The sequence below is a fragment of the Nonomuraea sp. NPDC050227 genome, from assembly GCF_044459705.1.
Classification (GTDB): domain Bacteria; phylum Actinomycetota; class Actinomycetes; order Streptosporangiales; family Streptosporangiaceae; genus Nonomuraea.
Genome location: NZ_JBITJF010000010.1, coordinates 203,361 through 217,328, shown reverse-complemented (window position 1 = coordinate 217,328; position 13,968 = coordinate 203,361). Strand labels below are relative to the sequence as shown.

The 13,968-nt window shown below is 71.0% G+C and carries 14 protein-coding genes; 4 read left to right on the top strand and 10 right to left on the bottom strand.

All coding sequences use genetic code 11. The annotated features are described in order from the left end of the window. Positions 1 to 81: 81 nt before the first annotated feature. The 6 genes from ACIBK9_RS34505 to ACIBK9_RS34480 all read right to left on the bottom strand — a co-directional run bounded on the left by ACIBK9_RS34505 (position 82) and on the right by ACIBK9_RS34480 (position 6,286). A complete protein-coding gene (locus tag ACIBK9_RS34505; RefSeq protein WP_387680419.1) occupies positions 82 to 939 on the bottom strand; it encodes a fumarylacetoacetate hydrolase family protein in 858 nt (285 codons plus the stop codon). A 31-nt stretch (positions 940 to 970) separates the two neighbouring features. Beyond that, complete coding sequence (locus ACIBK9_RS34500) at positions 971 to 2,029, bottom strand: Gfo/Idh/MocA family protein (protein ID WP_397162765.1); 1,059 nt, start codon at positions 2,027 to 2,029, stop codon at positions 971 to 973. A gap of 50 nt (positions 2,030 to 2,079) precedes the next feature. Next, a complete protein-coding gene (locus ACIBK9_RS34495) occupies positions 2,080 to 2,910 on the bottom strand; it encodes a carbohydrate ABC transporter permease (protein WP_387655910.1) in 831 nt (276 codons plus the stop codon). A 4-nt stretch (positions 2,911 to 2,914) separates the two neighbouring features. Continuing rightward, the gene (locus tag ACIBK9_RS34490; RefSeq protein WP_397162764.1) at positions 2,915 to 3,847 is read right to left on the bottom strand and encodes a carbohydrate ABC transporter permease; all 933 of its coding nucleotides are present in this window, start codon (positions 3,845 to 3,847) and stop codon (positions 2,915 to 2,917) included. Between the two features lie 86 nt (positions 3,848 to 3,933). Beyond that, complete coding sequence (locus tag ACIBK9_RS34485) at positions 3,934 to 4,857, bottom strand: 3-keto-5-aminohexanoate cleavage protein (RefSeq protein WP_357978084.1); 924 nt, start codon at positions 4,855 to 4,857, stop codon at positions 3,934 to 3,936. Positions 4,858 to 4,912: 55 nt separating this feature from the next. After that, the gene (locus ACIBK9_RS34480; protein ID WP_397162763.1) at positions 4,913 to 6,286 is read right to left on the bottom strand and encodes an ABC transporter substrate-binding protein; all 1,374 of its coding nucleotides are present in this window, start codon (positions 6,284 to 6,286) and stop codon (positions 4,913 to 4,915) included. 394 nt (positions 6,287 to 6,680) lie between these two features. Between ACIBK9_RS34480 and ACIBK9_RS34475 the strand changes: the two genes are divergently transcribed. From ACIBK9_RS34475 to ACIBK9_RS34460, 4 genes are all read left to right on the top strand, one after another. Next, a complete protein-coding gene (locus tag ACIBK9_RS34475; RefSeq protein WP_397162762.1) occupies positions 6,681 to 7,745 on the top strand; it encodes an alcohol dehydrogenase catalytic domain-containing protein in 1,065 nt (354 codons plus the stop codon). After that, entirely contained in the window at positions 7,742 to 8,599 is an 858-nt protein-coding gene (locus ACIBK9_RS34470; RefSeq protein ID WP_397162761.1) for a sugar phosphate isomerase/epimerase family protein, read from the top strand. Before ACIBK9_RS34475 ends, ACIBK9_RS34470 begins: the two co-directional genes overlap by 4 nt. Then, complete coding sequence (locus ACIBK9_RS34465; protein ID WP_397162760.1) at positions 8,596 to 9,360, top strand: IclR family transcriptional regulator; 765 nt, start codon at positions 8,596 to 8,598, stop codon at positions 9,358 to 9,360. The genes ACIBK9_RS34470 and ACIBK9_RS34465 overlap by 4 nt, the downstream gene beginning before the upstream one ends. A 93-nt stretch (positions 9,361 to 9,453) precedes the next feature. Next, on the top strand, positions 9,454 to 10,680 hold the full coding sequence (locus ACIBK9_RS34460) for an acyltransferase family protein (protein ID WP_397162759.1): 1,227 nt from the start codon (positions 9,454 to 9,456) through the stop codon (positions 10,678 to 10,680). On the opposite strand, the gene ACIBK9_RS34455 is transcribed toward ACIBK9_RS34460, so the two are convergent. The 4 genes from ACIBK9_RS34455 to ACIBK9_RS34440 all read right to left on the bottom strand — a co-directional run bounded on the left by ACIBK9_RS34455 (position 10,668) and on the right by ACIBK9_RS34440 (position 13,901). Beyond that, the gene (locus tag ACIBK9_RS34455; RefSeq protein WP_397162758.1) at positions 10,668 to 11,489 is read right to left on the bottom strand and encodes a class I SAM-dependent methyltransferase; all 822 of its coding nucleotides are present in this window, start codon (positions 11,487 to 11,489) and stop codon (positions 10,668 to 10,670) included. The genes ACIBK9_RS34460 and ACIBK9_RS34455 overlap by 13 nt on opposite strands. A 4-nt stretch (positions 11,490 to 11,493) precedes the next feature. Continuing rightward, complete coding sequence (locus tag ACIBK9_RS34450; protein ID WP_397162757.1) at positions 11,494 to 12,129, bottom strand: TetR family transcriptional regulator; 636 nt, start codon at positions 12,127 to 12,129, stop codon at positions 11,494 to 11,496. 93 nt (positions 12,130 to 12,222) lie between these two features. Beyond that, complete coding sequence (locus ACIBK9_RS34445) at positions 12,223 to 13,395, bottom strand: hypothetical protein (protein WP_397162756.1); 1,173 nt, start codon at positions 13,393 to 13,395, stop codon at positions 12,223 to 12,225. Then, entirely contained in the window at positions 13,392 to 13,901 is a 510-nt protein-coding gene (locus ACIBK9_RS34440; protein WP_364341428.1) for a SigE family RNA polymerase sigma factor, read from the bottom strand. The genes ACIBK9_RS34445 and ACIBK9_RS34440 overlap by 4 nt, the downstream gene beginning before the upstream one ends. Positions 13,902 to 13,968: the final 67 nt, after the last annotated feature.

The following is a 13,968-nucleotide window of genomic DNA, read 5'->3' as shown; positions in this document are numbered from 1 at the left end:
CCTACGGGGAAGTCCAGCTCCGTCGTGAGGCTGCCGGCCGGGGGCCCGTCCGGACCGGTCAGGGCGGGCCGCGCCGGTCGGTCAGGGGGCGGCCACGACGGACTGCCTCTGGCGGCCCAGGCCGTCGATGCCGAGCTCCATCCGGTCGCCCGGCCGCAGGTAGACGGGCGGGTCGAAGCCCATGCCGACGCCCGCGGGCGTGCCGGTGTTGATCAGGTCGCCGGGTTCGAGCGCCATGAACCGGCTCAGGTAACGCACGACGAAGACGGGGTCGAACAACATGTGGGCCGTCGAGCCGGTCTGACGGCGCCGCCCGTTGACGTCGAGCCACATGCCCAGGCCGGACACCTCGCCCAGCTCGTCCGGCGTGACCAGCCAGGGGCCGCACGGGTTGAACGTCGGGGCCGACTTGCCCTTGACCCACTGGCCGCCGTGGCGCAGCTGGAAGTCGCGCTCGCTGACGTCGTTGACCAGCACGTACCCCGCGATGGCGGCGCGCGCCTCCTCGTCGCTCTCCAGGTAGTGGGCCCGGGCGCCGATCACCACGCCGAGCTCCACCTCCCAGTCGGTGGCCGAGGAGCCGCGCGGGATGTGCACGTCGTCGTCGGGCCCGACCAGCGTGTTCGGCGCCTTGGTGAACACGATCGGCTCGGCCGGCGGCTCCTGGCCCGACTCGGCGGCGTGGTCGGCGTAGTTGAGGCCGACGCACAGGATCTGGTGCGGACGGGCGATCGGCGCGCCGACGCGTTCACCGGCGAAGCGGCGGGCCGCGCCGGCGGCCACCCGGTCGGCGACGGTCGCGGCGAGCCCGTCCAGGCCGGCGGCGAAGAAGGAGCCGTCGAAGTCGGCGACCACGTCGGACACGTCGATGTATGTCTCGTCGTCGATCGCGACGACCGGACGTTCGGCGCCGGCGGCGCCGATGCGCATGAGTCTCATGGGGAGGTCCAGATTCTGCTGTGGGGGCGGATCAGAGCTGCGCGCCGGCCGGGACGGTGACGGTCTTCCCGGACTGGATGGACTCGTAGGCGGCCTCGACGACGCGCATGGCGTACACGGTGTCGCCGGAGTCGATCAGCGGCGGGCGTCCCTCCACCAGGGCGCGCACGTAGTCGGTGACCTCGGTGATGACGGACTCGTAGTGCCAGCCGCCGGGGTGCCAGGCGTCGGGGCCGAAGGGCACGCCGGCGACCGCCTCGCCCTGGTAGTCGTGCTGGCCGCGGAAGAGCTTGACCACCGGGTCGGACATCTGGTCCACCAGGATGCCCCCTTCGGTGCCGTAGAGCTCCAGGCGCTCGCTGTGGGGGACCTCCGACACGGAGGTGAAGCCGCACGAGAAGTGGGCGCCGCTGCGCATGCGGCCGTACACCTCGGCGGTGTCCTCGATCTCGTTGTCGAGCGGGAACACCTTCCTGGAGACGCCGGTCAGCTCCTCGAACTCGCCGAGCAGCCACTTGAGCAGGTAGAACGAGTGCGCGCCGGTGTCCATGACCAGGCCGCCGCCGAGCTTGTACTGGGTCCGCCAGTAGCCGGGCATCGACAGGTGGGCCTTCTCGTTGGAGCGCAGGTACGTCCTGGCGTGGATGACCTCGCCGATGGCGCCCTCGCTCAGCAGCCGGTGCACGGCCTGGTAGGCCGCGATGTACCGGCTGTTCTCCGCGACCATGAAGTGCACGCCGGCCTCGGCCGCCCGGCGCTGGATGGCCACCGACTGCTCGTACGTCGGCGCGACGGGCTTCTCCAGGATCAGGTGCTTGCCGGCGTCCAGCACCGCCATGGCGGCGTCGTAGTGCAGGTGGTGGGGGAGGATCAGGTCCACCACGTCGACCCGCGGGTCGTCGATCAGGTCCTGGAGGCCGGTGTAGGTCTTGGCGCCGAACTCGGCGGTGAAGGCCGACGCCGCCCCGGGGTCGACGTCGCAGCCGGCCACGAGGTCGACCACGTCGGACATGCGCTGGTAGGCCGCCGCGTGCGTCTTCGAGATCAGCCCGAGACCCGCGATGCCGACGCCCGGCTTCGACACTGACATGTGATTCTCCTGTAGAGATGTGACGATGGATGGTTGGTGGGCGCCGGGCCTCAGCCCTTGAGGGAGCCGGCGAGCACGTCGGCGCCGTACCGGCGCTGGAGGAGGTAGTAGACGATCATCACCGGCAGCGCGACCATGATCGCGGCGGCGCAGGTGATCTGGTAGTTGCTGCCGTACTGCAGGCCGACGAAGAAGTTGAGCGCGGCGGGCACCATGCGCAGCTCCGGCTGGGAGATCATCACGACCGCGAGCAGCAGGTTGTTCCAGGTCCAGATGAACAGGATGGTGGCCAGGGCGAAGATCGGCGAGCTGGCCGTGGGCACGACCACCCGCCACAGCGTCTGCCACCGGTTCGACCCGTCCGTCCGCGCCGCCTCCAGCAGCTCGCGGGGGAAGGACGTGAAGAACGACGTCATCCAGTACGTGCCGAAGGCCATCGAGCCGCCGATGCACGGCAGCATCATCGACCAGTAGGTGTCGATGAGGTCGTAGGCCCTGAACTGGTAGTAGAGCGGGATGACGGTCGCCTCGTACGGCACGATCAGCCCGAGCACGAACAGCGGGAACAGCAGCGACGAGCCGCGGAACCGCATCGTCCCGAACGCGTAGCCGGTCAGGATCGAGAAGAAGACCGACACGCTCACCACCACCCCGGACAGCAGGACGCTGTTGAGCAGCGAGCGCCCGATGCCGGCGTCCGGGTTGTCCCAGGCGCTGACGAAGCTGTCCAGGGACCACCGGCTCGGCCAGGCCAGCCCGCTCACGGACGCGTCCGGCGGGTTGAAGGCGACGAGCGTCGTGGAGATGAAGGGGTAGATCGCGAAGGCCGCGAACAGGAGCAGGACCACGTAGGACATGGTGTTGCTGCGGCGGGAGACCATCGTGTTATTCCGATCTGACGAGCCGGTTGACCAGGCCGACGCCGATGAAGATGACCAGGGTGAGGAGCACGGCGATGGCCGCTCCCGGACCGATCTGCCCGTTGACGAAGACGTCGCGGTACATCATCAGCGACGGCGTGGTGGTGGCGTAGCCGGGGCCGCCCTGCGTCGCCATCAGGGGCAGGTCGAAGATGCGCAGGGACAGGGTGAGGGTCATCACCAGCGACACGCGCAGCTCGTGGCGGATGCCGGGCAGGGTCACGGTGAAGAACTCGCGCACCGGCCCGGCGCCGTCGATGCGCGCGGCCTCGTACAGCTCCTTCGGGATGTGCTGCGTGCCGGACAGCAGCATGACCACGACGAAGCCGAACGTCGCCCACAGCGCGACGACGCCCAGGGCGGGCAGCGCCAGGCCGGCGTCGCCGAGGAACGGCCGCACCAGGTCGGCGCCGAAGACGGCCTTGATGATCGCGTTCAGCGAGCCGTCCAGCGAGTAGAGCCAGCGCCAGGCGATCGCGACGACCGCCAGGGCGATCGTGTACGGCAGGAAGAACACGAACCGGAAGAAGCTCAGCCCGCGGATCCTGGTCCGCGCGATGATGCCGACGAGCAGCAGGGCGAGCGTCACCGGCAGCACGCAGCCGAAGACGACGAAGACGAGCGAGACGCGCAACGAGGTCCAGGTGTTCGGATCGGTCAGCACCTGGAGGTAGTTGTCGAGCCCGACCCACGTCTGCGGCGAGAGCCCGTCCCATTCGAGGAACGACAGGCGGACCGTGTCGGCGATGGGCACGAGGACGAACAGCGCGTAGAAGATGAATCCGGGCAGGATGAGCAGGTACGGCATCCCGCGGACCTCGCCCCGCCGGACTCCCCGGCGGGGTCGCCTGCCGGCGGGCGTCGCCGGGCCGGCGTCTGTGGTGACCGTGACGGCCATGGTGCGATCCACTTCCCTACGTGGCGCGCCCGGTGCGGCGCGGTCTCCCGCGCCGCACCGGGGCGCCGGCGTGTCCTGACGGATTCCTAGGCGCTCTGGCCGGCGGCCGCGGCCGCCGGCTGGGCCCCGCCCTGCCGCGCGGGCAGGCCGATGATCTCGCGGGCCTCGTCGGGGGTCGCCACCTCGCGGCCCATGAGGTGCGCGATCTTGACGATCTCGTCGACGAGCTCGGCGTTGGAGCGCGACGGCGATCCGTCCGGCAGGTACGGGTTGTCCTCCCAGCCGACCCGTACGTGGCCGCCCAGGCTCATGGCCATGGCCAGCAGGCGCCACTGCATCTTCGGGTTCATCACGCTGACGTTCCAGTTGACCCGCGGCGGCAGGTGCCGGACCAGGTACAGCAGGGAGTCCTCGGTGGGGGGCGTCCACGCGCCGCCGGGCCAGCCCAGGAACAGGGTCGTCCAGACCGGGTCGTCGAGCAGGCCCTGGTCGCGGATGAACTCCAGGTTCCAGAACGCGCCGGTGTAGAACGACTCGACCTCGGGCTTGACGCCGTGCTCCTTGGCCGCCTTGCAGAACGCCTCCAGCTCGGGGCGGGTGTGGATGGCGTACTGCTCGTTGGCGGGGTAGGCCGGGTCGGGCCGGAAGTACTCGTCGTGCACGTTGAAGGCGTAGGACATCATGTCCGGCCGCAGCTTCATGAGCGCGACCTTCTCCTCCAGCCGGGCGCTGGCGATGCCGAACTGGATGATCGAGTCGCGCTCGGCGCGGATGCGGTCGGTCAGGTCGGCCCAGCCGTCGTAGTCGGTGCGGGAGAGCTGGCGGCCGTCCTCCTGGATCGAGTCCTCCAGGTAGTGCACGCCGTGGTGGTGGACGAGCGACGCGCCGGAGTCGATCGCCCGCACGTACTCACCGGCGACGGCGGGCACGTCGTCGATCCTCGGCATGCCCTTGAAGCCGGGATACGACATGGAACAGTCGACGGTTACGGTGATGACTACCTTGTCCACGAATGGCCTTTCTCACGGGGGGACGGGGCAGGCGCCTCGTGCGCCGCCCGACAGGTCAGGAACGGGTCTTCATGTAGTCGGCCCAGTTCTTCTGGACCGACTCGTTGTACTGCTTGGGCGTGACCTCGCCCGACAGCAGCCGCTGGGCCTCGGCGCCCTGGAAGGTGAGCATGGTCGGGGTGGGCCAGTCCTCCCAGGTGAACAGGCCGTTCTCGGAGGACAGCCGCTCGTAGGCGTCGACCATCTGCTTGAGCAGCGGGTCGTCGATCTTGGCGTTGACGCCCGCCTTGGTCGCCGAGGGACGGCCGGCCGCGATCTGCGCCGCGACGGCCTCCTCGCCGGCGGTCACGTAGTCGATGAACGCCGCCGCGCAGTCGGGGTACCTGGTCTTGGCCGAGATGCTGAAGGGCAGGCTGTAGCCGCCGACGGCCGCGTGCTTGCCGCTGTCGCCGGCCGGGAAGAGCATGAAGCCGGCGTCGTCGCCGAGGGCCTTGCCGACGTCGCCGAGGGCCCAGGAGCCGGTGACGAAGAAGGCGGACTGGCCCTTGCCGAAGCGGCTGGTGGCGTCGGTGAAGCTGGTCGCCAGCGCGTCGGAGTTGAAGTAGCCCTTCTCCATCCAGGTGCGGAAGTCGGTCGAGCCCTTCAGGTGGCCGTCGTCGTCGTAGGTGCTGCCGGGCTTGTTGTAGACCCAGTCGTTGATCGTGTCCGGGGCGACGTACCAGCCGTTGAACAGCGACAGGTTGTGCAGCGCCGGCCACTTCTCCGAGTCGCCGAGCAGGACGGGGGTGACTCCGGCCGCCTTGGCCTTGTCCAGCGACTGGAGGAAGGCGGCCTTGTCGTCGAGCGTGGCCGGGTCGATGCCCAGCTTGCCCAGGACGGCCTTGTTGTAGAACACGCCGACGTACTGGATGGCGGGCGGGACGGCGACGAGGCTGCCCTCGCCCAGCGCCTTGCCGTCGGCGGTGAACTTGTTGACCGTCAGCGCCGACTCGGGGAACTTCTCGGCCCACCCGAACGCCTTGGCGTACGCGTCCAGGTTCAGCAGCAGGCCCGCCTTCCACAGGGCGCCGTTGATGGCCCAGCCGGAGTTGCCCTGCATGACGTCGGGCGGGTTGTTGCCGGACATCACCAGCTTGATGGTGCTGGCGGAGGAGGCCCAGTCCTTGATCTGCAGGTCGACCGTGACGTTCTTGTTGGCCGCCTGGAAGGACTTCACCTGCTCCTTGAAGCCGTTGGCGATGGCCTCGCCGGCCTCCGACATGCCGACGGTGAGCTTGACGGTGCCGTACTTGGCGCACGACGTGCCCACGTCGGTCGGCGCGGCGGCCGGCTTCGTGGTGATCGAGGAGCCGGCGCAGCCCGTGGCGCCGATGGCGGCGGCGGTGGCGACAGCGGTCAGAGCTCGTGCGGAGCGATGGTGTCGGAGCATCCTGTCCTCCTTGAAATGAGCCATCAAGCCTCCGGGGCGGGGGTCTCGGAGGGGGTTCGATGGCGGTGACTCCTCGCGTCCTGAAGTCTCAATCCACAAGGTCGGCGACGAAGAGCACCTGCGGGCGGCCGTTGGGGGCTCGACCTCTCGCTGTGATCAGCAGCGAGGTGTTGCGTCAGACGAACTGTGTTGCACCAAGGGACGTTAGTGGTGCCCGACGCTATGGCGGACATTCGAGGCATGTCAACCCCCGTGAACCGCATGTTTCCTGGCAATTCACTGCTCAGTGGATTCGAACAATGTGTTGCGTGAGACGTCAAGGGGTTGCATGTGTCGCAACACTTGTGGATGCTGTTGTGCACACCGAACCTGCCCCCCCGGAAGAAGGCGACCAGTGGGAGCAACGTCAGCCACGGCCACCATGCAGGCCGCCGTGCAGGCCACCATGCAGGCCGCCGTGGCCACCTCGATCCCGAGCGAACGGCTCGACGTCACGCGCGTGCCGCGGCCGGTGCCCGAGACCGATGACGAGGTCGTCCTGCGGGTGCACGCCTGCGGCATCTGCGGCACCGACCTGCACGTCCTGGCCGGGCACTCCTACCGGCCCGAGACGCCCTTCGTGCTCGGCCACGAGCCGGTCGGGGTCGTCGTGGAGGCCGGCGCCGGAGCCCGGGAATGGCTCGGCCGCCGGGCCACCATCACCCTGTTCACCGGCGAGGGCTCGTGCGCGGCGTGCCGGGCCGGCGACGAGCGGCTCTGCCCGGAGCTGGTGTCGATCACCGGCGTGCTCGGCGCCTGGGGCGGCTACGCCGACCATCTGCGCGTACGGGCGGCCCAGCTCGTCGAGCTGCCGTCCGGGTTGTCGTGGGAGGACGCCGCCTCGCTGGTCGACGGCGGGGCGACCGCCGCCAACAGCGTCCGGGTGGCGCTGGAGCGCGATCCGCGCCGCGTGCTCGTGCTCGGCGCGGGGCCCATCGGTCACCTGTGCGCCGAGCTGCTGCGCGTGCGCGGCGTGCCCGTCCAGGTGGTCGAGCCCGCCCCGCTGCGCCGCCGGGCGCTCCAGGCCGCCGGCCACGACGTCGTCGCCTCGGTCGAGGAGGCCGGCGCGCCCGTCGACGCCGTCATCGACTGCACGGGCGTGCCCGCCGTCATGGCGCCGGGCCTGGACGCACTGAACCCGCACGGCACGTACCTGCTGGCCGGGTACGCTCGCGTCCCTGACGTGGACTTCGCCGTCGTCGCGCGCAAGGAGGCCCGTATCCGGGGCATCCGGTCGGGCCGCCGCGAGGACCTGGAGTCGATCGTCGCGCTGGCCGCCGCCGGGCGGATCCGGCTCTCACCGACCGCCCGGTGGCGGCTGTCCGAGGTGAACGACGCGCTCGACGCGCTTCGCGCCCGGCAGGTCCCCGGCAAGGCGGTCATCGTCCCTGACAGCGTCTGGAAGGAAGAAGTGGCATGAAGATCGCTCTTGACCCGGCGATGCTCCAGGGCAGACCGGTCGAGCTCGCCGCCCGCGCGGCCGCCGAGGCCGGTTACCGCCATCTGGAGATGGGCAACCGCGACGACTTCATCCCGGCGTTCGGCCCCATGCGCGCCTCGGCGGCCGAGCTGCGCGGCTTCCGCGACGCGGCGGACGCCTCCGGCGTCGAGATCGTCTCGGTCGCCGTGATCCAGGCGTGGTCCAGCCCCGACGAGGACGTCCGCAAGCAGGCCGTCGCCTGGTGGCGGGACGGCATCGCCGCCGCCGTGGAGCTTGGCTGCCGGCGGATCAACACCGAGCTGTCCGGCCACCCGGACCAGCCCGACGCCTGCCGGAAGGCGTTCCTGCGCTCGATCGAGGACCTGCTTCCGGTGCTCGACCGCGAGGACGTCGAGCTCGTCGTCGAGCCGCACCCGTGGGACTTCATCGAGACCACCGCCGGCGCGGTGGACCTGATCAAGGAGATCGGCAGCCCGCGGCTGCGCTACCTGCACTGCGTGCCGCACGCCTTCCACCTCCAGGGCAGCACCACCGAGCAGGTGGAGCTCGCCCGCGGCTGGTTCGACCACGTGCACGTCGCCGACACCTTCCGGCCCGGCCGCACCATCGTCAACCCGCCGGGCGTCTCCTGCCGGATCCACCAGCACTTCGACCTCGGCCGCGGCGAGATCGACTGGGCCGAGGTGCGCCGGGCGCTGGAGTCGGTCGCGTTCGACGGCATCCTCACCGTGCAGGTCTTCGGCTGGGAGGACCAGGCCGAGAGATCCTTCAGGGCCAACCGCGAAGCGGTTGATCACCTCTTCGGCCTGAACGGCGGACAATCCTTGTCATGACGACGAACCAGAGCCCCGGTGCGAACGACCCCTCCGACGGCCGTACCGCCTCTCCCATACAGCGCGCGCTGCGGGCGCTGGAGCTGCTCTCCGTGGAACCGCTCACCGCCGCCGAGCTCGCCCGCGAGCTCGACGTCAACCGCAGCACCGCCCTGCGCCTGCTCGCCGAGCTGGTCGCCACGGGGTACGTGGCCCGCAACGAGGCGACCAAGCGCTACACGATCGTCCCGGCCAAGTTCTACGGGCTCATCCAGGCGCCGGAGACCGACTGGAGCCAGATCATCGACCCGGTGCTGGCCTCGATCCGCGACGAGTGCGGCGACGCGACGATCCTGGCGGTGCCGGCCAAGGACACGATGGTCTACCTCGCCTTCTTCCCCACCCGGCACGTGGTGGCCGTCTCCGAGCAGTTAGGGACGATCCGGCCGATGCACTGCTCGGCGCTGGGGAAGGCCTACCTGTCGGCCCTCGATCCCGAGGCCCTCGACACCCACCTGGCCCGCCTGTCCTACGCGGGCGGCACGGAGAACGCCGCCAAGGGACCCATCGAGTTGCGGCGCCGGGTGGAGGAGTCACGCGAGGCCCGCTACGCGGTCGACCGGGACGAGACCTTCGACGGCGTCCGGTGCGTCGCGGTGCCGGTGCGGATCCGCGGCTCCCTGATCGGCGCGGCCGGCATCTCCGGCCCGTCCAGCCGCCTGTCCGACGCGCGGATCCCGCAGCTCGGGCAGTACCTGGCCGCGTCCATGTCGGGTCTGTGACCCCCAGCGGGCGCGGCCGGGCGCGCCGCGCGGCCGTCGCCCACTCTGGACGGTCGTAAGGCTGTAAACCGTACTTCTCACTACGATGTCCGGATGCTTCGTGCTCCCCTCGCGGTCGAAGGTCCGGCCTCGCCGAATGCCGGGCGGCTCGCCTGGCTGGACGCGTTACGCGGGCTCGCCGCGATGGTGGTGGTCTTCGAGCACGCGCTCGAACCGCTGTGGCCGGAGGCACGGGCGCAGATCAAGGCCGTCTTCGATCCCGGCTGGTTCGGCGTGCTGGTGTTCTTCCTGGTCAGCGGCTACATCGTGCCCGCGTCGCTGGAACGCCGGGGCAGTGTGCGGGCCTTCTGGATCTCGCGGTTCTTCCGGTTGTGGCCGCTGTTCGCCGTGTGCGTGGCCGGCATGCTGCTGCTCGCCGCGCTCGGCTGGGACGACCTGCACGTCTGGTGGGACACCCGGCCGCTGGCCATGGCCCTGGCCCACGCCGGCATGCTGCAGAACCTGCTGTACGCGCCGAACGTGGCCAACGTGCTGTGGACGCTGTCCTACGAGATGGCCTTCTACCTCCTGCTGACCGCGATGTTCACCCTCGGCGTGCACCGGCGCAGTACAGCCGCCGCGCTCGGGTTCGCGGCGGCCGCCGTGCTCGGCGCCGGGCTGCTGCCGGTGACGCTGCTGTCGGCGGGCGGCGCGGGCCGGATGCTCACGGTCGTGGTCGTGGTGACCGTCGTGCTGGCCGCCGGGCTGGCCGCCGTCCTGCGCGGCGGCCGGCGCGTCCGGCAGGCGGGCGCCGTGGCCGTCGCGGGCACGGTCCTGCTGCTGCTGGCGGTCAACCAGAGCTACCCCGGGCCGTGGCAGGGGCTGTTCATCCTGGCGACCATGTTCGCCGGCACCGTGCTCTACCGCGTCGAGGCCGGACTGCTCGGTCAGCGGCGTCTCGTCTGGGTGGCGCTGATCCCGCTGGCGGGGTTGTGGCCGGCGCGCGCCGAGCTCGGGACGCAGGTGGCGACCGTGGCGGCCTGGCTGACCTTCGCCGTCGCGATGACGCTGCGCCGCCGCGCGATGCCGTCGTGGCTGACCTGGCTGGGGCTGGTGTCGTACTCGATCTACCTGCTGCACCCGCTGCTGCTGGAGAGCGTCGAGTTCTTCCTGCCGGAGCCGTCGGGCGTGCCGCTCGCGGCGCGGCTGACGCTCCTGGCCGCGGTGTGCGCGGCGCTGCTCGGTCTGTGCGCGCTGACGTGGCGGTGGGTGGAGGCGCCGGCGCAGCGGCTGGGCAGACGCCTGATCGGCCGGGCCGAGCCCGCCCCTCAGAAGCGGTAGTGCTGGACGGCGGTGCCCTTGCGGGACAGGGACGTGCTCCATGAGGTGAGCCGGCTCGCCAGCCGGGTCGTCCACGGGTAGCCGGCGACCTCGGGCTCGCGGGTCAGGAAGATCTCGCGCACCAGCTTCAGCCGGGGCTCCAGGCGCTCGATGTCCTGCGGCGTGTCGAATCCGGGCGACTTCAGGAAGGGCGCGACGGATTGGGTGCCGGGGTACTTCCTGGCCGCCCACACGTGGAACCTCGTGTAGCCGTTGAAGCAGATCTCGCCCGCGGGGAAGTGGCGGATGAGCCGGTCGAGGAGGCCGGCCAGCTCCTCCCGCGACAGGAACCCGATCAGGCCGTCGGCGACGATCACGGCCGGACGGTCGGAGGGCACCTCGTCCAGCCAGCCGGGGTCGTTGAGGTCGCGGCCGATGACGTGGGCGTGCGGACGCTCCGGCAGCAGCAGGCGCCGGGCCTCGGCCACGCCGGGCAGGTCGACGTCGTACCAGTCGACGGTGGGGGGCGGGTCGACGCGGTGGACGCGGGTGTCGAGCCCGGCGCCCAGGTCGAGCCCGACCGCGTCGGGACGGCCGGCGACGAACCGCCGCACGATGTCGTCCATGACCAGGGACCGGTGGGCGATGCCCACGACGGGGCTGGCGGAGAGCTTGAACCGGGCGGGGTCGAGGTCGAGCTTCGCGGCCAGGTCGTAGGCCGTCCGGTCGCGCAGGATCGGGTGCTCGGCCCGGTGGTCGAGCGCCTTGCCGGCCAGGGTGAGCCAGAGCGTGTTCTCCAGCGGGGTGAGGTCGGGGAGGGGGATGGTCATCGCGTCAGTCCTCTTCCTGTGGTGAGTCGTCGAGGGCGGCCCGGGCCGCGTTGAGGGCGGCGTCGTCGGTGAACAGCCCGTGGGTGTAGAGCTCCAGCGTGGGCAGCGCGAGGCGGCGCAGCACGTCGGGCCCGAACTGCTCGTGGCCCAGCGCGCGCGCCAGCGACGGCGGCATGGTCAGCGTGGCCACGCTGTCGAGCACGGTCAGCACCGCCAGCGCCCGCACGTCGGAGGACGGCCGCATCGAGCCGTCGGCGATCCCGGCCCGCAGGACCTGCTCCGTCTCCGCCACCAGCGTCTCGACGAACGTGGCCGCGGCCGGTGTGTCCTCCTCGATCGCGCGCAGCATGTACCGCACCTGGAGGCGGTATCCCTCCGGGTTGGACAGGTACTCGCGGAAGAGGTCCTGCATGCCGCTCGGACGGGCGCCGCCGGCCCGCCGGACCAGGATGCCCAGGACGTGCTCGTCGCAGACGCTCCGGAGCTTCTCCTTGCTGCCGAAGTGGTGGATGACCAGGGCGGGGCTCACCCCGGCGGTCGCCGCCACGGCGCGCAGGTTGGTCTTGCCGAAGCCGTCACGGGCGAAGTGCGCGATGGCCGCGTTGCGGATCTTGGCCTGAGCGGTCAGGTCTGAACACATGTTCAGTAGACTAAACACATGTTCAGTGTCTGGCAAGCGGCACGGGAAAGCCCCGTGCCGGAGACGGCACGGGGCTCGGGGCGGGCGCCGGACCTAGTTCCGGCGGGTGAGCACCCACTGCCAGGTCTCCTCGCCGCCGCGGTCGCGGCTGCCGGTGAGCTGGATCATCCGCTCGCCGTCGGCGCTCGCCAGCGCCAGGCCGTTGTCGAACTCGTTCTTGCACGCGCCCGCGCAGCCCAGCACCACCACGTTCTCGTTGTCGGCCCAGGCCAGGTGCTGCAGCACCAGCTGCCGGCCGGGCACCGACGGCGGCAGGTCGCGGTCCAGCGTCAGCCTGCCGTCGGGCGAGACCTTCGACCAGCCCGAGTAGTCGATGTACCGGTCGCCGGCCGGGCCGTCCCGGCGGACGCCGTCGAGGCCGAGCCACAACCTGTCGGGCATGGTGTCGGTGGGCTCCCAGAGCATGGACCCGTCCAGGCTCCAGCCGAGGTCCTGGCGCGCGTTCATGTTCCCGGGTTTGCCGTCGCGGTCCAGCGACGGCAGCGGGTGGTAGGCGGCCTGGCCGGTGGCGACGTCGATGACGTAGAAGCCGATCCGGGGCTGGACGAACTCCTCGACGGTGTAGGAGTCCTTGCCCATCTGCTTGCGGCTCTGCTCCGGATACTGCGAGTACGCCGTGGCCAGCACCCTGGTGCCGTCCGGCGACCAGACCAGCGAGCCGACGTCGTGCTCCAGGTCGATCCAGGCCAGGGCCTGCCGGGTGTTCATGTCGACGATCCCCACCCGCCTGCCGATCCGCTCGCCCTGGAGCACCGCCGCGAGCTGGAGCCCCGGCGCCACGTCCAGCCAGGCCCACGGCGTCTTCTCGTAGCCGTCGGAGCGGGGGTCGTACAGGTGCCAGGTGCGCCGCACGCGCTCGCCGCCGCCGGGCGTCCTCTCCAGCCAGGTGGTGAAGTAGGCGGAGACGGCCACGTCCCCCGCCGCCACGAATTTCTTCGGCGGCGCGTTCTCGACGTCGGCCCGCACGTCCGTGGACGTCACCGACGGACGGATGGGCACGGTGACCCCGTTCGCCGGGCGCACGGTCGTGCTCCGGCCGTTCAGCCCGACGGCCAGCACCGCCACGACGACGGCCATCCCGGCGGCCAGCACCACCGCCATGACCGGCGGCCGGGCACGCCGCCGTAGCGCCCGGTCGGCCAGGTCGTGCGGCAGCCGCGCCTCGTCGGCCCACTCCTCCATGGTGTCGCGAAGCAGCCGGTTCATGTGGTGACCTCCAGTTCCGCAGCCAGTTCCGGGGCGATCTGCCGCAGCCGGGCGAGCGACCGGAACGTGGTGCTCCGCACCGTGCCGACCGAGCAGGACAGCATGGCGGCGATCCGGTCCTCCGGCAGGTCCTCGAAGTAGCGCAGCACCAGCACGGCGCGCTGCCTCGGGGTGAGCCGGGCCAGGGCGGCGCGCAGCACCATGCGCAGGTCGCTCTGGTGCGTGCCGTCGGCCCCCGGCCGGTCGGGCGGCTCGGCCTGGACCACCTCGCCGCGCCGCCCGATCGCCCGCCACCAGTTCACCTGCTGCCGGTACATGATCTGCCGGACGTACGCCTCGGGGGCGTCCACCTGCCGCCATCGGGCCGCCAGCTTGGCCAGCGCCGCCTGCACGAGATCCTCGGCCGCGTGCTGGTCGCCGCCGCTGAGCATGAACCCGAGCCGCATCAGGGCAGGAGAGCGCGCCGAGACGAACTCGCGGAAGCCTTGCTCGTCCGCAGGGTCCACGACCACCTCCAAACGTGTGAATGACACCCCTGAGACGCGCGCGGGGCACTCCCGCTATGCCTGTCCG

What these genes read in the sequence shown, in the direction of transcription:
- ACIBK9_RS34505 (WP_387680419.1), bottom strand. Translation starts at nt 939, where the DNA reads ATGAGACTCATGCGCATCGGCGCCGCCGGCGCCGAACGTCCGGTCGTC.
- ACIBK9_RS34500 (WP_397162765.1), bottom strand. Translation starts at nt 2,029, where the DNA reads ATGTCAGTGTCGAAGCCGGGCGTCGGCATCGCGGGTCTCGGGCTGATC.
- ACIBK9_RS34495 (WP_387655910.1), bottom strand. Translation starts at nt 2,910, where the DNA reads ATGGTCTCCCGCCGCAGCAACACCATGTCCTACGTGGTCCTGCTCCTG.
- ACIBK9_RS34490 (WP_397162764.1), bottom strand. Translation starts at nt 3,847, where the DNA reads ATGGCCGTCACGGTCACCACAGACGCCGGCCCGGCGACGCCCGCCGGC.
- ACIBK9_RS34480 (WP_397162763.1), bottom strand. Translation starts at nt 6,286, where the DNA reads ATGCTCCGACACCATCGCTCCGCACGAGCTCTGACCGCTGTCGCCACC.
- ACIBK9_RS34470 (WP_397162761.1), top strand. Translation starts at nt 7,742, where the DNA reads ATGAAGATCGCTCTTGACCCGGCGATGCTCCAGGGCAGACCGGTCGAG.
- ACIBK9_RS34465 (WP_397162760.1), top strand. Translation starts at nt 8,596, where the DNA reads ATGACGACGAACCAGAGCCCCGGTGCGAACGACCCCTCCGACGGCCGT.
- ACIBK9_RS34460 (WP_397162759.1), top strand. Translation starts at nt 9,454, where the DNA reads ATGCTTCGTGCTCCCCTCGCGGTCGAAGGTCCGGCCTCGCCGAATGCC.
- ACIBK9_RS34455 (WP_397162758.1), bottom strand. Translation starts at nt 11,489, where the DNA reads ATGACCATCCCCCTCCCCGACCTCACCCCGCTGGAGAACACGCTCTGG.
- ACIBK9_RS34450 (WP_397162757.1), bottom strand. Translation starts at nt 12,129, where the DNA reads ATGTGTTCAGACCTGACCGCTCAGGCCAAGATCCGCAACGCGGCCATC.
- ACIBK9_RS34445 (WP_397162756.1), bottom strand. Translation starts at nt 13,395, where the DNA reads ATGAACCGGCTGCTTCGCGACACCATGGAGGAGTGGGCCGACGAGGCG.